General features: G+C 58.5%; 13 protein-coding genes and 5 pseudogenes. 6 read left to right on the top strand and 12 right to left on the bottom strand.

Annotated features, from left to right (window positions below; all coding sequences use genetic code 11):
• Positions 1-5 precede the first annotated feature (5 nt).
• Positions 6-488 (bottom strand): hypothetical protein, encoded by a 483-nt coding sequence (locus DM868_RS12545; RefSeq protein WP_137277174.1) that lies wholly within the window; start codon positions 486-488, stop codon positions 6-8.
• A gap of 3 nt (positions 489-491) precedes the next feature.
• Positions 492-1,079 carry a DUF7342 family protein gene (locus tag DM868_RS12540; RefSeq protein ID WP_137277173.1) on the bottom strand — a complete coding sequence of 196 codons (588 nt, stop codon included), beginning with the start codon at positions 1,077-1,079 and terminating at the stop codon, positions 492-494.
• A gap of 363 nt (positions 1,080-1,442) precedes the next feature.
• On the opposite strand from DM868_RS12540, the gene DM868_RS12535 reads away from it, so the two are divergent.
• Complete coding sequence (locus DM868_RS12535) at positions 1,443-2,783, top strand: RNA-guided endonuclease InsQ/TnpB family protein (protein WP_137277172.1); 1,341 nt, start codon at positions 1,443-1,445, stop codon at positions 2,781-2,783.
• Positions 2,784-3,022: 239 nt separating this feature from the next.
• Positions 3,023-4,194, top strand: a pseudogene (locus tag DM868_RS12530) (DNA polymerase domain-containing protein).
• Positions 4,195-4,343: 149 nt separating this feature from the next.
• Here the strand turns inward: DM868_RS12530 and orc4 are convergent.
• From orc4 to DM868_RS12515, 3 genes are all read right to left on the bottom strand, one after another.
• Positions 4,344-5,564, bottom strand: coding sequence for a DNA replication protein Orc4 (gene orc4 / locus DM868_RS12525; RefSeq protein ID WP_137277171.1), 1,221 nt, complete (start codon positions 5,562-5,564; stop codon positions 4,344-4,346).
• 630 nt (positions 5,565-6,194) lie between these two features.
• Positions 6,195-6,518, bottom strand: a complete 324-nt coding sequence (locus tag DM868_RS12520) for a hypothetical protein (protein ID WP_137277170.1) — start codon at positions 6,516-6,518, stop codon at positions 6,195-6,197.
• Between the two features lie 173 nt (positions 6,519-6,691).
• A complete protein-coding gene (locus DM868_RS12515) occupies positions 6,692-7,510 on the bottom strand; it encodes a hypothetical protein (RefSeq protein WP_137277169.1) in 819 nt (272 codons plus the stop codon).
• A 227-nt stretch (positions 7,511-7,737) separates the two neighbouring features.
• Between DM868_RS12515 and DM868_RS12510 the strand changes: the two genes are divergently transcribed.
• Both DM868_RS12510 and DM868_RS15820 read left to right on the top strand, forming a co-directional pair.
• Positions 7,738-8,409: a helix-turn-helix domain-containing protein gene (locus DM868_RS12510; RefSeq protein WP_137277168.1), complete on the top strand. Its 672-nt coding sequence runs from the start codon at positions 7,738-7,740 to the stop codon at positions 8,407-8,409.
• Positions 8,406-9,101 (top strand): annotated as a pseudogene (locus DM868_RS15820) (nucleotidyltransferase domain-containing protein). The gene DM868_RS12510 and the pseudogene DM868_RS15820 overlap by 4 nt, the downstream one beginning before the upstream one ends.
• 122 nt (positions 9,102-9,223) lie before the next feature.
• Here DM868_RS15820 and DM868_RS12500 read toward each other — a convergent pair.
• Positions 9,224-10,153 (bottom strand): annotated as a pseudogene (locus DM868_RS12500) (DUF955 domain-containing protein).
• Positions 10,154-10,242: 89 nt separating this feature from the next.
• Here DM868_RS12500 and DM868_RS12495 point away from each other — a divergent pair.
• A pseudogene (locus DM868_RS12495) lies at positions 10,243-11,278 on the top strand (ISH3 family transposase).
• 956 nt (positions 11,279-12,234) lie between these two features.
• On the opposite strand, the gene DM868_RS15925 reads toward DM868_RS12495, so the two are convergent.
• The 6 genes and pseudogenes from DM868_RS15925 to DM868_RS12470 all read right to left on the bottom strand — a co-directional run.
• Positions 12,235-12,378 (bottom strand): DUF7836 family putative zinc-binding protein, encoded by a 144-nt coding sequence (locus DM868_RS15925; protein ID WP_449289573.1) that lies wholly within the window; start codon positions 12,376-12,378, stop codon positions 12,235-12,237.
• A complete protein-coding gene (locus DM868_RS12490) occupies positions 12,378-12,596 on the bottom strand; it encodes a hypothetical protein (protein WP_137277167.1) in 219 nt (72 codons plus the stop codon). The genes DM868_RS15925 and DM868_RS12490 overlap by 1 nt, the downstream gene beginning before the upstream one ends.
• Positions 12,597-12,921: 325 nt before the next feature.
• A complete protein-coding gene (locus tag DM868_RS12485) occupies positions 12,922-14,166 on the bottom strand; it encodes a tyrosine-type recombinase/integrase (RefSeq protein ID WP_137277166.1) in 1,245 nt (414 codons plus the stop codon).
• Positions 14,163-14,621, bottom strand: a complete 459-nt coding sequence (locus DM868_RS12480; RefSeq protein WP_137277165.1) for a hypothetical protein — start codon at positions 14,619-14,621, stop codon at positions 14,163-14,165. The genes DM868_RS12485 and DM868_RS12480 overlap by 4 nt, the downstream gene beginning before the upstream one ends.
• Before the next feature lie 3 nt (positions 14,622-14,624).
• Complete coding sequence (locus DM868_RS12475) at positions 14,625-15,164, bottom strand: DUF7342 family protein (protein ID WP_137277164.1); 540 nt, start codon at positions 15,162-15,164, stop codon at positions 14,625-14,627.
• Positions 15,165-15,688: 524 nt separating this feature from the next.
• Positions 15,689-16,231 (bottom strand): annotated as a pseudogene (locus DM868_RS12470) (transposase); the annotation flags it as partial.
• A 197-nt stretch (positions 16,232-16,428) separates the two neighbouring features.
• On the opposite strand from DM868_RS12470, the gene DM868_RS12465 reads away from it, so the two are divergent.
• Entirely contained in the window at positions 16,429-17,907 is a 1,479-nt protein-coding gene (locus DM868_RS12465; protein ID WP_137277163.1) for a carotenoid oxygenase family protein, read from the top strand.
• The last annotated feature ends 142 nt before the right edge of the window (positions 17,908-18,049 follow it).

Below are 18,049 nucleotides of genomic sequence, written 5' to 3'. Positions count from 1 at the left end.
GGTTCCTACGGCGGGTTGCGACCTGCGTTGAGTGGTTCATACGAGTCCGTATGGTAGGCGACTCGCCAGAGTTTGAGGACGGCGCGAGTGACTAACTCTTCGGGAGACTGTGTGATACAAGATTCTTCGACCTCGTCTGGGTCAGAACTGGCATTTGGTGGTGGGTGGTAGTGTTCTAATCCGGAGACGTGGACGTAGTCGCCTGCGTGTGGGTGCTTCCCCCAGCGCAGATTCACCGCTTCCGTGTCCGTGTAATGGAACTTGTAATCATCTCGTGTCGTCCACTGGATGTCGATTCGGGCCTCATCGGCCTCACATAGTCCATCGTCAAGCACAACTTCGAGGACGGATGGATGGAGGTAGTCGTCGAGGTCGGCTGTTGCGAGCGGTTCCATCTCCTCGACGACGTCACGAATCGTCAGTAACGCCGGTCGATCCGTGGCCCCCGGGAGAGTATGGATTTCTGCTTGGTCAGGCGAATCCCGCATTGCTCAGGCAGGGACGCTGTCGTCAGTCGAGCGACGGTCACCATCGACGAACTGTTCGGCGTTGCCGATCGAGAGGGCAGCGTTCGCGAACGCGAGATCCCGTCGGAGCGTCTTCCACTCACGAATCGTCTCTGGGTCGATCTCGTCCTGTGACCCAGTCTCGCTGAGGACCTGGTTCGTCTGGTTGACCGCCAATTCTTCGGGGGAATCAACACCGAATTCGGACCGATATTCGGTGAGCTGCTCGCGCATCTCCTGAATTCGGGTGACAAGTTCATCGGTAGAGACGTGCTCAAGGATGTCGGCAGCCTGTTCGACGACGAGTGATTCAGGTGAGCGCCGATAGAGCGTGCCACCCTGTTCGCCGGGTGTCGTCTCGACAAACCCCTCGTCTGCGAGTGTGTTCAGGTGCTTTCGAGCGGTCTTTGGAGCCGTCCGTGCATCGTCAGCTACGGTATCAGCTGAGACGGGGCTGTAGGTATGCGCAACGACGTGTCGAATGCGCTCATAGGGTGTTGTTTCTACTTCCCATTCCTCGCCAACCGCTTCGTTGACGTCCGCAAACTCATCTGGTGGGTTTCGGTCGTTCATATAGAAATGAACTATCTGGAGGAATATATTCCTTTTGCAAATCTCTATATTACTTCAGTGGAGAGTACACCGGCTGAATCCACCCCGGTGAATTCCGGAAATCGTTCCAGAAGCCGACGACGAACAATAAGCCAAATATAACGTCGAGACCGCTTTTCGAACCTATTTGCTGAAACTCGAAAAGGACACGGCGTCGCTCCTCGGAACCAAGGTCCGAAGAGGGTAGACAGGAATCGGGGCCGATCTGCTGAGATACCGCGGTATTCCTTCCGGTCAGAAGTCTCCAACGTAGCGACTCCAGTTTTACTTTCACTCTGGCTGGACAGTGTTTACCTTGCGACGGAACAAGTCGATAGTTGGTCGATGAAGCACACCGACACGTTCGCCGTGCGACCGCTCTCCGAGACCGGAGAGCAACTGTTACGGGATCTGTCGGACGCTTCTGCCGCCCTCTGGAACGAAGTTAACTACCAACGCCTTATGCGGTACAACGACGAGGGCAGCTTCGAAGGCGGCATATGGGACGCCGACACCGGCCGAGTTCAAGGTCGATACAAAGGCGTGCTCGGGGCGTCTACAGCTCAACAGGTGATACGCAAAAACAGCGAAGCGTGGCGCAGTTTCTTGCATCTGAAAGACCAGTACCACGACGAGTCGAACACGTCGGTTACGGAACATCCCAACCCGCCGGGATTCCGTGGCAACGAAGACGACGGACGCCAACTCAGGACCGTCATTCGTAACGACGCATACACGACTGAGTGGGGCGATCGGTCTCGGCTTGAGATTCTGGTCGGCAGCGAGCTGAAAGACCGATACGATCACACCGGCTGTCTCCGAATCGAAATCGCTGGCAACCCGAATTGGCCCGACTACGAAAAACAGGGCCGGTTGGAGCTATGGTACGACGAGACTGAAAGCACCTTCCGAGCTTCCCAACCCGTGACTGTTTCTGATAGTGCACGGGCAACTCCACTGGCCGATGAAACGGCCGCTCTGGACATCGGTGCGAACAATCTCGTCGCCTGTACCACCACGACCGGCGAGCAATACCTGTACGAAGGCCGCGAATTGTTCCAGCGGTTCCGTGAGACGACACGAGAGATTGCCCGGTTGCAATCCAAGCTCCCGGAAGGCCGGTACAGTAGTGAGCGTATCCGGCGACTGTACCGGAAACGCACCCGCCGCCGCAACCACGCTCAAGAAGCACTGTGTCGTGACTTGCTAGATCGACTGTACGTCGAGGGCGTGGATACGGTGTATATCGGCGGATTGACCGACGTGCTGGACACACACTGGTCGGTCGAAACCAACGCCAAGACCCACAACTTCTGGGCGTTCAACAAGTTCACAGAGCGATTAGCGTGTACCGCAGAGGAATACGGGATTTCGGTCGAGGTTCGATCGGAGGCGTGGACGAGTCAGGAATGTCCACGGTGTGGATCGACTGACCGAACGACGCGGCATCAGGACACACTCACCTGTCCGTGTGGGTTCCAGGGGCACGCCGACCTAACCGCATCAGAGACGTTTCTCGAGCGGCACATAAAACAGGCAGTCAGGCCGATGGCACGGCCCGTGCGGTTCCAGTGGGACGACCACACCTGGTCGGGGACACCACACCCTCACGAAAGTCCCAACGAACAGCGCACAGACCCGAGTACCGTTCACCACGGGAATATTGCCCTCAGAGAATCGGCATAGCCGAAAACTCCATAGAGGAAACCGCGCCCTAGAAGGCGCGGAGGATGTCAAACTCCACGCTTCTACGTATTCCCTCACGTCCCAGAGGCCGGCCCCGACCTTATCACACTCCAGTCGGTGTACGACCAGCATCTGTCGTCACCACGACCGAGATGGTTGCGAGAGAGAATGTCGTTCCCTGAAATCCGGAAGTGACGCGCCATCGATTATCCGGAACCCCACTGTTGGTTCTGTAGGGAATGCCGTTCACAATTGACTTCCTAAGCGACGGCCGCGTCCTGGAGTGGGAGGCAACCGCTGACGGCGCCGTCGCAACAGAACGAGATAACTACACACCGCGATTCTACGTCGCCCCTCGCAACCTAGACGGCGACCTTGACCTCACGACCCCCAATCGGTGTACGACCAGCACCCGGACGTCGTCGCGACCGAGACGGTTGCGCGACGACCCGGCTTTCGATGGGACAAGGAACCAGTCCTCGCCGTCGACGTCGCCCATATCGACCGCGTCACCCCACTCGCCCGGCAAGCGCGCCAACTGTCCAACTATCCAGTTGGGGATCTCGCCTGTTTCAACGTGGACTTCTCGCGAGAGTTCCGGTACTGTCTGGAGACCGGCGTCGACCCGACGCCGGCGAGCGAATTGTCGACGCTCCGGCTCAGCGTTCCGGTGACCGAAACGAGCAACGACGTCTACGAGAAACTGTCCGTCGGCGGCGACGCCGTCACCGGCTCGCCGACGGATATCCTGACCGCCGTCCAGGGGGTGCTCGACGCACACGATCCGGACGTCCTGGTCTGCTCGACGAGCGAGATCGTCCCGACGCTGTACGAGATGGCGACGGACGCCGGCGCGCTGACGAAGTACTTCGGGAAGGTCGCGGATGCCGACGAGTTCAAGATCAGAGGTATCGAAGCGCGGCAGCGCTCGACACCACCGTTTATCGAGAAGGTCCAGCGGAACTGTCTCGAACAGTTTGATGCGACTCGGTCGCCTGGTGCGGTAATCGATGATCTTCAGGACGCCGTCACGCGCCTCCATGCTGGAACGGTCCCAATCAAGGACCTGGTCGAACGGAATCGCGTCTCCAAGCCGCTGGAGAGGTACACACAGAACACACAGAACGTGGCGGCCCTGAAACGGGCTCGCGACCAAGATCTCGCTGTTCATCCTGGACAAGATATCGAGTACGTGGTCGTCGACGACGAGAAGAGCTCACGAGAGCGGGTCGCCCTCGCGTATGAAGAGATCGAGACCTACGACGCCTCGTACTATGAGACGCAGCTCGTCCGAGCTGTCGAAAGCCTGTTATCACCACTCGGGTGGGACCGATCCGACATTCGCCGAGAGCTCTCCGGTGAGAGGGACGCCGTTTTGAGCTCGTTCGGAGCCACCAACGAACTGTCGTAGTTAACCCCACCCCTGGTTTCCGTCGTTTCGAACCAACCCTACGTTTCCGACGTAATTTTCGATCCCCCTCGTTTCCGTGTTTCCTCACGCCCCACCCCGGATTTCCGTCGTCCGCACTCACTCAGTAGTGGGGGGCACTACTCGCGAGTTTAATCCTGCATCCGGCTGTCCTCGAGGATCGTTTCGCGGACGACCTGGGGATCTTCGATGAGTCGGTTCTGGAGGTGAATGCCGCCCGCACTCCCCTTGTTGATCTTCTCGATTTCGACAACCCCGAGGAAGGCTTGCTCTTTCAGGATGTCGCGGAACCGACGGACTGAGAGGATATCCATATCGAGATGGTTGCAGATGCGTTCGTACTGGTCGTACACCCGGCTCGTGAGGAACGCATCGTCGTTGCTGTTGACACTCAGTTCCGTGAGCGCCAGCAACGCCGCCTTCGCCTGCGTGGGTGCGCCGTTCACGAGTTCTCTGAACCGGTCCTTTTCGGCGTGCTGCTGTGCCTGGCGGACGTGTTCCTCCGTCACTTGCTCTGCCCCGGCCTCGTAGGCGACCTCGCCGGCGTGGCGAAGAATGTCGATCGCCTTCCGAGCATCGCCGTGTTCCTGCGCGGCGAAGGCCGCCGAGAGCGGAATCACGTCCTCGGAAAGGACGCCGTCCTGGAAGGCGTCCTCACGGTTAAACATGATTTCCCGGAGCTGGTTGGCGTCGTATGGCTTGAAGAACAGCTCCTTGTGCTGGAAGCTGCTTTTCACGCGCTCGTTCACGTTGTCGACGTACTGGATCTTGTTGCTGATCGCGATGACGCCGACGCTACAGTCGATTTTCCCCGCCTCCTCAGCGCGCGAGAGCTTCATCAGCACGCTGTCATCGTTCATCAGATCGATCTCGTCGAGGATGATGATCACAGAATCAAATTGAGCGTCGAGCGTATTCCAGAGGAGTTTGTAGTATTTCGACGTACTGAGGCCGGTATGTGGGACGGAGATTCCAGTCGAAGATTCATCGTTCAGCTTCGCGGCAAGTGAGGAGATTGCTTGGGTTTCGGTATTGTCTTCAGCACAGTCGATATACGCTGTCCCAATCTCGACGCCATCCTGAGCGGCATTTTGAGCTCGCTGGCAGACGTGTTTTGAAACGAGAGATTTACCGGTCCCAGTTTTCCCGTAGATCATCACGTTTTCCGGGGAGTACCCGTGGACAGCACCGTTGAGACGTTTCGCGAGCTTTGAGATTTCCTCGTCGCGACCGACGATCCGGTCAGCCTCCGGCACGTGGCCGATTTTCAGGAGATCCTTGTTCGCGAAGATGCGATGCCCGGATTTAAAGAGTGGATCGTCGACAGAACTGGGTGAAGAGTCGGGCGTCATTGAATATCACACGGTGTGATCGGAGGGAGTATAAATCTAGTGGAGAATGCCACTCCACGTTTCCGACGTTCCTTGTCCGATATCAGCCGGAAAATGCCGTCATTCGGTGGAGTTGGATTACTGATAATATAGCCGCGTTTCCGACGTGAGAGAGGAAACCCGTAGACGGAAGCGTCGCCTTGATGTCGAATCCCGAACCCACACCCCCCACGTTTCCGTCGTAATCACCGAACAGGCGGGGAGGGGACTCGAAGAAGACGTCCACGATGAGATACCAAAGACGAGAGCGGCCTAGCCGTCCAATACTGGCCGTCTGCAGAAACAACTGGAAAGGATTGTTTCAGCTGAGGGGGCGAAGTACTTCGCCCCCTCTTTGGCCGAAGTACGCTTAGTGAGCGTTTCTCAGCTATACTACTTTAATCTATGTGTTGCAGAAGTCAGTTCATCTCTAGATTGGTTATAGGTCAACAGAATTAGCGGCTGCATAGCACTATCGTAGCCTCTCCCTATGCCGTCGTGGAGAAACGACGGAAAGGCGGGGGGTGTGGTCCCTTCGAAATCAGCGCCACCCCCTCCACCAACATCCAGTTACGACGGAAACGTGGGGTGGGTGTCCTCCATCATCGATTTTTACTCGTCCGGGTTGACCGGGCCTTTGTACTTCGACTTCACTGAATCACCCTCCCGCCACTGCCAGTAGTAGTAGCGATTGTCATTGATCTCCTTGATCGTGATTGTCGCTTTGGCAGGGACGTCGTCCGGGAGATCGTTTGGTCGCTCTTCGACCTCTTCTTGATCTGCCGATTCCTCAAGACGGGCCTCTCGTTCCTGGTGCTCGGCGAGCGCTTCAGCGTACGTCGCAACGTCTCGGAGCTGCTCCGGGTCCGACTCGTTGAGCGTGTTGATGATCTCCGTTGGGAGGTTCGCCGGTGGGGTCGGGGGTTCGTAGGACATCGGCTACTCTCGTGTTAACCAACACGACCCACGAAACAATAGTTTTGTTGGTTAAGTCGCTATCAACGGCTCTCACCGGTTCTCCAGCTTCTGTAACACTACTCGAAACTCTACATCAAGGAGTTTCGTCTGCAGTTACAGTAGCCTCGGGAGCTCTCGAACGCTGGGCGATCCTACGAGTTCGAGGGGAGACGCCCATCAGGTCGTGGGACCCGCCCCTGCTTGATCTCCTGATCGACTCGCCGGAGGTGTTTACAGCCGCCCTCGGGCGTACGCTTCCGCCAGTCTGGACACGTACACGACTCGCTGATCACGTCGACTTCGTACCAGTTTCCGGACGCCGATCGGACCTCGTACCGGCCACCCTTTTCGAGCAGCGAGACAGCCATCGATTCGTCGACGGCCCGTCGAGTTCGTGGTTCGAGGTCTGTATACTGGCTCGAATCCTCCGTGACGACCATCCGGTCGCGAACATCGCCAGTTTGTCCACCGTCTGGTGTGACGGCGCTGGCACGACTCTGGAGCCGATCCTGCAGCAGGTCTTCGACCGGATGGCCTTCCGGCCACAAATAGTGGCCTTCCTGCCGCTCGCGATGATCGTAGGAGCCACAGGCGGCTGCACTCCCAGTCCAGACACGCCACGCCCCGAGTGCTGCCATCACGTCGACGATGACTCGCGGAACAGCCTCGTGCTTGTCGGGGTAGAATATCCGGAAGCGAGTACATTTCGCCTGCGGCGGAACCGTCTCCCACCACTCGACGTCGTCGTCCCAGCTCTCGTACATTGCCTTGTCCTCCCCGTATCCGACGGTCACGCCGTCAATCTGCGGTATTTCCACCGATGTGTCGTCGCCCTCGTCTTCGAGCAGCCGAAGGACGGCGTACCGGAGATACTCGTGATTCGGATTGTCTGAAGATTGGGCGACCTGCTCGTGGTGCTCTGCGACTCGCTCTGACTCGTCGAGAACGATCGGTGGATATCGGTCGGTCATGGGTCGGTGGAGACGGGAGTGCGCCTCCACCCCTCGGCGGGCGCTGATAAAATTAACCAACAAATACCGATCAATCGTCTCCTCTGTTGGTTAAACTCTCTCTGCTCGAATGCTGAGCCGGATCGGACTACCAGAGCCAAAATAGCGTATCTGTATAGCGATAACTTCATAGGGAATACAGGGGACAAAACTAATACCGTTAGATGCGATACCGATAACTAACGATGATGGAGTACGTCGACGAGACCGCGGCGAAAATCATGGTCGCGGCCCGACCCGGCGACTCGATCCGTCGAATCGCCCAGAAGATCGACGGCTCCTACTCGTGGGTCTACGACTGGATCGAGCGGTTGGAGGACGCAGGCTTCATCCGGCGCGAGGACGGCGTCTACATCGAGAATTACGCTGTCAGGGATCGCTACTACGATCTCGTCGCCGCTATTTCCCGCTCGGTTCCTCCCTCGATCGACGACGGCTACGTCATTCCGCACTTCGCCGGGATGCCCTTTGCGTACACGAAAATCGACGGCGTCTACGTCTGGACCCACGGCGGCTATCAGATCGCCCGCGGCCACGACGACTATCCGATCTTCATCCAGGTTGCCGACCGCGATGTCGAACAGTGGACGGCGTTCTTTGATGAGTTCGGGATTCCGAGCCGGATCGAAGAGCGGCCGGATGCGACCGACTACGACGCGACCGTCTCGTACGTGTTGTTCCCGACGAGTGGGGAAATCACTCGCGAGTGGGTTGACGGCAATCCGGTCATTCCGTTGGACGAGGCAATCGAGCACGTGTTGAACTACCGGGTGAACTACGAGCCGGCGTTGGAGATGATCGCCGATGAATATGACCGCGATATCGACGCATTCCACGAGGATCCGCGTCTCAATGCATGAGTCTCGGTGAACGCGAAGATGAATTGCTGGACACGCTGGAGGCCGTCATTGACTCTGACCTGCCGTACGTGCTCGTCGGTGGATGGGCGATCGCGGCGTTCAATCAACGCTTCACCACGGACGTCGACGTCGTCATTCCGGCCCAAGCGGTCGACGACTACACGGACCTTCTCACCGACCGCGGCTACGAGAAAACGGCCGATGTCGAGCGAAACGAGCTCTACGAGGGCCGGACTATCCGGTTTACGAAAGATATCGGGAATCCGGTTCGGTTCGACGCGATGGTGGACGCGCTGGGCTGTCGCCAGACGGAAGCTGAGTGGTCGCATCGCTATCTGGCCTAGCACTCTGTCACCGAGGAACTGCGAACCGGGCGTCCGGTAACAGCCAGGATTCCGGAACGGGAGTTGCTGTTCGCGGTGAAACTCCACAGTGGCCGCAAGGCAGACTCCCGGGATCTGGTGGTGCTGGCTGCTGGCGCGGATTTCGACCGGATCGCGACTCATCTGCATCGCGGGGAGTCCAAGAAGCTCGCTGGTCGCATCGAGACTGTCCTTAACCGCCTCACGTCGGAGGATTTCGCAGATGCATTCAAATGAGTCTTCGAACAACAAACGGTTCCCGAACAGGATATCGATGCCGTCGTTGAGTACCTTCGTGACCAGCAGCGCCGAATTGATTCTGAACCATAATATCGACTGTCAGTGGGGTATCTCGGGACCGATCGAAACACACGTGGTCGAACGCTGAACGAATTAACCAACAGTGTGGACAAAGTTCCCCAGGCGTTGGTTAATAGCCGGGGAAGGCGTGTTCAGCCCTCTACAACTGTGTCGATGACCTCCTGCGCGGTCGAACTGATCCGCCCGAGTTGATCCTGAATCACCTCGGGATCATCGTCCTGCCACGCGGCAAGATAGAACGCTGACCCGCTCGTATCCAGGTTGAAATACCGCCCGACGATGTACGCAACGGCTTCCGCTTCGACCTCGCGTTTTGCGCGCTCGGGCTCGTGGCCGCCATCGAAATGAAGCAGCGCGTGGGCGTACTCGTGAACCAATGTCACCGCGAGATCGGCCTGATTTGAGCGGGCTTTCGCTTCGACGACGGGCTGGCCCTCGTGGAGAGTCCGGTGTTTGCAGACGCCTTTCGCGTCGCCATGCTCCCACTCGGCAGCGTCGACGACACGGACGTCGATATCGAGAGTAGGTGCCGGATCAAGGAGCGCTGGCACCAGGTCGTCGGCGTCACCAGCTGCCTCGGCTTCCAGCTCGGGGAGCGGTTCGCCCTCGGTCTGAGACACATCGAAGACTGCCGTTGGTTTGAATCTAACCAGTCCTTTCGACGATTCCTCTGGCGGTGTCTCGTCATAGTCACAGCCGCTTTGCTCGTGGTAGCTCGGTGAGTTCTCGCACTCAGGGCACTGCTTCGTAATAATGGGTGCCCATATCCAGATCGCCTGTTCGCCTTCCTGGACGTACCGGTCGAACTCCGACCTCCACGTATTGTAGCCCGCCACGCGGGGTGCCTCGGGACACTGGAGCTTGATCAAGAGGGTGTTGCGATGGGAGTAGTCGTGGAATCAGGCCTGGACCTCGAGCCACTCTTGGAACTGTTGGCTGGCTTTTGCCTCGTCGACGTCTGCGACGAGCTTGTCGATCCAGTCTTCGATGGTACTGTGCATCTCGTCGTATCGGGTGTCGGTCTCCTCGAACGAGACCTCCGACTCACTGGTTGTCAGCATGGATTGCAGCACATCCTGTACTTCCCAACTGACGTAATCGGTCGAATTGAATCGCCGAATTGACCACACGAAAGTGTCTGGATAAGAATGTGTTCAGCATACCCGATCCAGACGGGTACTTTTCGGCGTCGGAGTTAAAAGGCGTAGCGGAAGAATTCATCACTCCACTCCCGTTGCCGGGTGTCGAGGGGAGCCCCCTCGACCCCGGCGACATCTGGCTCGTCGTCATCTTGGCCTGCACCAATCAGACCTCGATTTGGGAAACGTGCAAGGATACCGACGGCACACCGTGTGACGACACCGTTTTCAACTGGCTGCATACGCTCAACCGTCACTGGCTCGGAGTCGTGGCCAACCTCCTGCTTGGACGCCTCGCCATGACGATTCTCGACCGGTCGGGGTCGAGAATCGTCTCCATCGACTTCATCGACAACCCCTACCACGGCGAGCACTACGCCGACGAAGGCGAACTCTGCTGGATGGCTCCCAAAGACGGTACAACGACTTGCCACCGTTACTGTACAGATTACGTCGTCTCCAACGAGAAGCCGGTCACGCTGGCAATGACGTACGTCCGCAACGACGAAGACGAGGCCGACGCGGTCGAGCGCGTGCTCGCCCGCGTCGAGAACTATCCGTTCGAGATCGAACTCCTGCTCGCCGACAGCGGCTTCTACAACGAGCGCGTCATCCGCCGTGCTCGTGATATCGCTGCAACGGTCGTTCACATGCCCAAGAAGGGTGACCGGATTAAGGACAAGCTCGATACGCACAAGTCGTACATGACGACCTATCGCATGTACAAGGACAGCGAGCGGGAACTGCGCTTCCAGCTCGCGGTTGCTGTCTCCTACCAAAACGGAGATCGGGGCAAGCACGCGTGATCGCGTCGTGCGGTTTGCGGTCATGCTCGTTGCAGCACTGCTGGAGAACTTGTGGCTGGTGCTCAGGTGGGCAGTCGTCGCCCGCCCACGGCAGGGCGGGCGCGACCTGCCCAAAGAGTTCACGTTCAAGACGTTCTGTGACTGGATTCGTCACGAGCTGGAAGAGGAGTTACGGCGTCGGTGGAAGATCAAAGCGAACGGGGTTGGCGTGCCGGCGTCACAAGCAACGGCCGCGGGCTGACCGGGGTCAGCCCACGGCCTGCCCGTTGGGCGGTGAGCAACAGCTTTCGTCAGATACCGCCAAGACTCGGTTGCTATCGTCTGTTCGGAGCGGTGAATTGGAACTGCCTCGATCTACGCCGCGGTAGCGGCAGAGGCTGACCGTCAAATCATACAGAAAGTAACTGTTTCGTGGCGTTCAGGCAGCGGTCTCTCGGATCGTTCGGGAAGTAACGAACTCCGCACTACCTGTCCGGCGAACCTCACACAGACCTGGTTGAATATCTCCCACAAGGTGTCTTCACTCGCGTGTATCCGGATATTTCCAACCTCAATCTGCGACTTCCAAGAGAGCAGATCGAAACAGCGGGAGAAACAATCCACTTCGACGGGCCGCACTCCCCCGCAACGGGTGTTATCGTCCTCCGATTCCGGGACGACGTCGACGACCCGAGGCATACCTGGGAAGACTCGTCCGAGTGGCTGACATCATTTATGGGGCTTTCATTCGACGAGCCCGACCCCGAGATTCGGATGCCGTCCGACCAAACACTCATCATGCAAGGCCCTGTCGATCCCGAGGCGGTATTCGGTCCGTAAGTGGAATCTGTCAATTCACGTTGACCTCAATGGCCTTGAGATCGGGTTCGTCAAACTCGAGTGCCGTCACGACAGCTTCGGGAAGGTCCGGTCGTGGTGCCGATTCTTGGCGTTCGATTTTCTCGTTCGTTGCTCGTGCTTGAGAGACAGGGATCCATATCGACGAAAAACGGTCTGGGATGTTATCGACGACCGAACGCATGAGGGAGTAGAACCAGCGACGTATAGTTGGGCCCATCGCAAAAGTTTCGCAAATTCAAATTATACGATCGGTGCTTTCCATGGACTGGTGAAGCGAAACTTCGTACTGTTGTTACTGAACTTCTATTATCGACACGACGCCCCGAGTGGGAAACGAATGATGAATCCTGAGGAGTTTTAATGTGACCGCCAGACTACGTTGCACTCTGGGCATTGGAACGCTTCTTCGGCTGAAGGAGCGTCGGAGATGGTGTGTGCCCAGGCAGCCGTATGACCACACTCCGGACAGGCCACATCGGTGTTGAGAACAGCGATGGCCATTATGTTCGCACCAGTGCCTCTGCGAGGAGTTCGAGAAACCACTTAGCATCGTCGAGGGCGTGCAAGCCACACTTCAATGCGATGTACGTCACCCACGTGAGCAGCGAGTGACGACCGAGATTGTATCGATTGACGAGATCTGCCGTAGCAACGACAACGACCTGATTCGTCGCACGCGAGTAGTAGTGAGTCGCTCGCCGACGGTCCGTCCCGAGCATCGAGGCATCGGAGGGTAGTTCGAGGCGACCGTTCGTCGTGTTGGTGGTCGTTTCAGACCAGGTAGTGTATGAATGCATGCTTGTTCAGGGAAGCGCGGTCGGGCGTGTTCCAGCACGCCTCGGCCAGTGTTCAGCCGGTGTTCCGCGCCGCCACGATTCGATGCTTCGTATTTGTATATAATTTATAGATGGCCCACTGTATAGGAGTTAATCAAGTTACAGATTCGTCCGCTGGTACCGGTGAGTTTCTCTCGTCTTTCAATTATAACACCCACAACTGGTTGTGGTAACTACCGGTCGCGCCAGCAAAGCTAACCTACGATGTTTAAAGATTATCAATCTGAGTTAGGGCATCGGCTGCAACATCACCTAACTCACCAGCCTCAATATGTGAGTACCGCTCTCGAACCATCTCTTCGGAGTTATCGAGATACCGGGCCGCAACCGTGTATCCGAACGCGCGGACAAGGACCTCACCCATGCCGCGACGACCACCATGGGGGGCGAGATAATCGTGTTTCGGATGGTCGATGTCGATCTCTGCGGCCTCCGAGAGTCGTTGGAGAATCGACCGTGCGCCGTCCGTCGTGATCGACGGCGGCCGAATGTCCTCATCGAGTGCCAGCAGGAGGTCGCGAGCGTACGCCTCACGAAAGTCAGTAATTTCCTCTGGACGTTTCCCTCGATTAGCTAACTCATCCTGGATGAGCCCCGCAAGCGTCCGTTGGTCGAACGTCGGAAACACCGGCCAGCGCTCTGTCGGCGGGTCCATCAGCTTACGATAGCTTCGCAGCGGCATGATCACCGGGTCGGGGAGACTCGCAGCGTCCCACTGCTGTTTCTTCCGGTAGACGTCCATACTCCCGTCATCAAGCGAAATTTCGTTCCACCGAACCCCACGCCGGCGCGGATCATTCGGGTCTCGAAGCAGCTCTCCAACTCGGACAGCGGTGTATGCGAGAACGAACACGAGCGCCCGGTCACGAGCCGCCTTCAGCGCCGCGTAGCGTGCTCGCTGCTTGTCTAGGGGATCAGTATCCTCCGGGAGGGTCGTGTATGCCTCGATGTCCTCGTGGGCCAGTTCGTCGATGTAGCGGGTGAGGGCGTGGCGTTGTTCGGACGTCCAGGCCTGCTGGTCGCCGGGCTTGCGGCCGTCGTCCTCCGGCAGCGGCGCCATCGCACTCGCCCGCTGCGCGTAATGGGTTTCGAGATAGCCCTCATTGACGCACCAGCCACACCACGCGGAGATATAGCGGTAATAGGTTTGTACCGTATTCTGCTTGAGTCCCCGATCGCCGGCGAGATGCCGAGCGTACTCCCGGAAGACACGCTCGTCGAGGTCCTCGAAGGTTGGCTCTCGGTCGGCGTCGTCCGGAACAATTCCGGTCCAATCGTCGTCACCGCGGTCACCGGTTGCCCATTCGGCGAACCGCTCGAGCTCGCGTGCAGCGTTTCGTCGATAGTTCCCGCCGTCGCCACCGCGACCTTTCCCCTTGTCCTGAAGATATCGCTCGAACGAACTCGCGAGCGACCGCCCGGTACGTTCGCCAGACATCTTCTCAGAGGTCATAGTTCCTCGTTTCCGGATTGGTAGTTCGGACGGACTTCCTCGAGGAGGTCTTCGACGATCTTCCAGAGAATCAGGGAGGGCGTCTCGTGTTCGAACTTGATTCCCCAGCGATCCTCTTCATTGTCAGCTGAGTACTGGAAATGTGTCCGTCCAAGATCGGGATGGTCCTCGTCCTGGTGCCAGCCAGCGTGAAAGCCCGTGTTCGGGTCGGTGTAGTTGATACGGAACCAATCGTGGGGGTCCTGTCGGTACCATTTAATCGTCAGTTTCGGTAAGTCAGGACCTGTCGGCGGGTTAAGACGAGCCGGATCGAAAATTGCTCGCAGCTGCTTGGCCTCGATATCGTCAGGAACGTACTCAACGGCTGTGATCTGTGGCACGCGGGCGAGGACGTCCCTCTTCAGCTGAGCGTAGAGATTTGCGTTCGGGTCACCACCGGGATGTGGGACCGACATCCGTTAGCTGCTGGCCTCTGCGGGCTCTGTCGTCGGAGCAAGGAAGTCCCACTCGCGGATAGCGAACCCGACAATTTTGATACGCCGTTGGAGATGTTCCCACTCACGAGCGATCTCACGCCGACGGTCTTCTTGATCGGCGTCGAGGGCCTCGTCGGCGAGTGTCCCGCGAAGCTGGTTCGGTGACTCGACGCCGAATTCGTCCTCCCAGTCGCGGATTTGTGCCTTCATCTCCGCAAGCTGGTCCGTGAGTTCCTCGACAGTGTGCCCGCTATCCCGGAGGCGCATCGCCTCCTGCATCGCCTGACGACGGTAATCAGGGTAGTACGTCGTGTGAGTACCGCTCTCGTCACGATGGAGGATACCATCGTCGACAAGTTGTTCCAGGACGCGCTTGGTCGGCTCGTGTGACCAGCCCGCTTCGGAAGCGATCCAGTTAGCCGTCCGCGGCTCCGACAGCTGCCGGACGGCCATCCTCACCCGGTCTTCACCCGTGGTCTGGCGCTCCATCAGACTCTTGGAATTCGATTCGTCCTCGATCATACGTTACCGTTCACGCTCCATCTGCATATAGGTTGAGGCCATTCGTCCTATATCGAACTGCTATATTCCACCAGTTCTTCGACGTAGCTGAGTGAAACTACAGCAAACTCGAAGCCCGGTCTCCTGGGGGAAGCGTCGTCGTGAGACGGTTGCAGCATTCGTGCTTCCCCGAGGGCGTCGGGGTATGTAAAAGTGATCGTGATTATTGGAGTAATCATGGCCAAGCGAGTATTCGCTCGAAGCGCCGAATTCCGGTGGTAGCAGTGCTAATAGCTTCGAATATGTGTCTGTAAACTTTATACTGCTATACTAAAACTGAGCCGTTTGGAATACCCAGAGTTTCGGAGGATAGGCCATTTTTAGGTAGAATCTCCGTCGATTCGTGGTGCTTCTCACCAATCAAGCATCGGCTTTGACCCCTCGTGGTCGTACCTGTCGGGTGAGTGTAAGAGATTGCGTTGATTCTGGCGCTGCTGAATAGTGTTGCCACTCCCAAGCGGTGGACTCAGCGAGAGCTCAGCCGGTTAGTCAGGCGGGATCAACGCCGAGGCAACGAGTTCGACACACTCGCCCGCGGTCAGCACGGGCGTATAGTTCATCTCGCCGTCAACGCCAGCTTTCAGCAGGAAATCTGTGAGCCGCCAGATGTTGTAGAGGAGGACGGCGAACACGAAATAGAACAGCCGTACGCGATAGTCCTTCGACGAGGTTTTTGCGAGGAAGTCATGCTTGATCGATTTGTACTCGTTCTCGATCTGCCAACGACGGCTGTACCGCCGACAGACCGTCTCTGCCTCCTCCGGTCCAACTCTGAGGTTCGTCGTGAAGACTGCCGTCCCCTCACCTTTCGTCGATGGCACGTACACGAACCGCATCTGGTGGCTGCCAGCTTCGACGTGGACGGACGCTGTTTCCACGGCGACCTCCTTCTCGTCGTCGTCCATCGTCTCGATGACCTCCCGCTCGGTGCTGTTGATTCGCTTCGGAATCAGGTAGTTCACGCCGAGGTTTGAGAGCGTCTGATAGACCTGTTAAGAGTCAAACTCACGGTCGCACAGCACAGTTTCTGTGGAAGCAGTCCACTCACATACCCCGACGCACCCTCTCACCACAAGCCCACTCACTACGTCTGTTGCTCCCTGCAGACGACGTGGCTAGATGTATTGTCTCGCCGGCCGGGCGAGTGTATTTGTCGAGCCTCTCGATTTCTCGCACCCTCGCCAGTGCCGTTAGGCCTTAGCGTCCGCGAGCCGTCCACTCCGTCATGGCGTCCCACCCCGGTTTCCACTCGCTGCACGAGGAGACAGCCACGTCACTCCCCGTGACGGGCTCCCTGCCCGCGTGGCTGACTGGCAGCCTCATTCGTAACGGCCCCGGAGCCTTCTCCTTCCCCACGGGTACCAGCGTCGATCACTGGTTCGACGGGTTCGCGATGCTCTACCGGTTCACGTTCGACCCCGCCTCGGGTGCCGGCCCGGCCGACGAAGACAGGCTCCACTACCGGAATCGCTTCCTCCGGACGGACGCCCACGACGCAGCCCGGCGTGGCGAGTTCGAGGGCGGCTTCGCGACCGGTGAGACCACGCTTCGCTCACGGTTAGCGGCGTTTCTCACCGACCCCTACGACAATACGAACATCATTGCCGAGCGGGTCGACGGCGAGTACGTCGCCCTGACCGAGTCGCCGCGAAAAGTTCGATTCGATCCGAACACCCTCGACACCCTCGGTCACGTCGAATACGACGACGGCCTGGCCGGGCATCTGTCGTGTGCACATCTCAAGCGCGATCCCTCCTCAGGGGTTCTGGTCAACGTCGAGACAGCGTTTGGCCGCCGGAGTCAGTATCACGTCCACGCGACGACGCCCGCGGGCAAGCGGCGACACATCGGGAGTGTCGACACCGACAAACCCGCATACATGCACAGTTTCGCGCTGACGCCACACTACGTCGTGCTGACGGAGTTCCCCTTCCGTCTCGATCCACGGCGGTTTCTCAAACCGGGTCGACAGGCCCCCTTCATCGAACAGTTCGAGTGGGAACCCGACCGCGGCACCCGTCTCATCGTCCTGGACCGGACGAGTGGTGCGGTCGTCGCAGAGCCGGTGACAGACGCTCTCTTTGGGTTCCACCACGTCAACGCCTTCGAGCGAAACGAGGGGAGCGAACTCGTCTTCGATCTCGAAACGGTCCCGGACGCGACGACGATCGATTCACTGTATCTGGAGCACCTCCGGGCTGGCGAGTTGAGTGCCATCGCCGGGCGCATCGAACGCTTCACGGTCGACCTGGGGTCTGCGGGGCGTCGACGGCGCTACGGGATCGGCGAGCCGACCGTCTCCCGTGAGTTGCTCTCCGAGGATGGCACTGCACTGCCGACCGTCTCCCCCTCGCGGTGGTGTCGTCCCCACCGGTACGTCTACGCGATGGGGATGGACACGCCGGTCACCGAGTGGGCGCAGCGCATCCTCAAACTCGACACCCGGACCGGCGCTCTCAAGGCCTTCGACGAGGGCGGTGAGTACTTCGGCGAGCCGATTTTCGTCCCCGCACCCGACGCCGAGGCCGAAGACGACGGCGTCGTCCTGACGGTTGCCCTCGACACGACGGCAAACCGCTCGCGCCTTCTCGTTCTCGACGGCGAGACGTTCTCGGAGCGGGCGCGTATCACCCTGCCACACGCAGCCCCCTTTGATTTTCACGGCCGGTATTTCCCCGAACTTCGGGCGGCCTCTCCTGCGTGAACTGGGTCGGGAGGCCCCGGACACGAGCCACGTAGCGTCCGGATTGATCGAACCACTGCTTCCCTGTTCCGTAGGCGTCTCGCAGACGAGGCTGCCGGTGGGGTGCTCCCTCCAGGGCTGCTCTTTTCCGGGGTCTTCATCC

The organism is Natronomonas salsuginis (assembly GCF_005239135.1).
GTDB lineage: Archaea > Halobacteriota > Halobacteria > Halobacteriales > Haloarculaceae > Natronomonas > Natronomonas salsuginis.
This window is presented reverse-complemented; position numbering and strand designations above follow the sequence as displayed.

What these genes read in the sequence shown, in the direction of transcription:
- DM868_RS12545 (WP_137277174.1), bottom strand. Translation starts at nt 488, where the DNA reads ATGCGGGATTCGCCTGACCAAGCAGAAATCCATACTCTCCCGGGGGCC.
- DM868_RS12540 (WP_137277173.1), bottom strand. Translation starts at nt 1,079, where the DNA reads ATGAACGACCGAAACCCACCAGATGAGTTTGCGGACGTCAACGAAGCG.
- DM868_RS12535 (WP_137277172.1), top strand. Translation starts at nt 1,443, where the DNA reads ATGAAGCACACCGACACGTTCGCCGTGCGACCGCTCTCCGAGACCGGA.
- orc4 (WP_137277171.1), bottom strand. Translation starts at nt 5,564, where the DNA reads ATGACGCCCGACTCTTCACCCAGTTCTGTCGACGATCCACTCTTTAAA.
- DM868_RS12520 (WP_137277170.1), bottom strand. Translation starts at nt 6,518, where the DNA reads ATGTCCTACGAACCCCCGACCCCACCGGCGAACCTCCCAACGGAGATC.
- DM868_RS12515 (WP_137277169.1), bottom strand. Translation starts at nt 7,510, where the DNA reads ATGACCGACCGATATCCACCGATCGTTCTCGACGAGTCAGAGCGAGTC.
- DM868_RS12510 (WP_137277168.1), top strand. Translation starts at nt 7,738, where the DNA reads ATGGAGTACGTCGACGAGACCGCGGCGAAAATCATGGTCGCGGCCCGA.
- DM868_RS15925 (WP_449289573.1), bottom strand. Translation starts at nt 12,378, where the DNA reads ATGGCCATCGCTGTTCTCAACACCGATGTGGCCTGTCCGGAGTGTGGT.
- DM868_RS12490 (WP_137277167.1), bottom strand. Translation starts at nt 12,596, where the DNA reads ATGCTCGGGACGGACCGTCGGCGAGCGACTCACTACTACTCGCGTGCG.
- DM868_RS12485 (WP_137277166.1), bottom strand. Translation starts at nt 14,166, where the DNA reads ATGACCTCTGAGAAGATGTCTGGCGAACGTACCGGGCGGTCGCTCGCG.
- DM868_RS12480 (WP_137277165.1), bottom strand. Translation starts at nt 14,621, where the DNA reads ATGTCGGTCCCACATCCCGGTGGTGACCCGAACGCAAATCTCTACGCT.
- DM868_RS12475 (WP_137277164.1), bottom strand. Translation starts at nt 15,164, where the DNA reads ATGATCGAGGACGAATCGAATTCCAAGAGTCTGATGGAGCGCCAGACC.
- DM868_RS12465 (WP_137277163.1), top strand. Translation starts at nt 16,429, where the DNA reads ATGGCGTCCCACCCCGGTTTCCACTCGCTGCACGAGGAGACAGCCACG.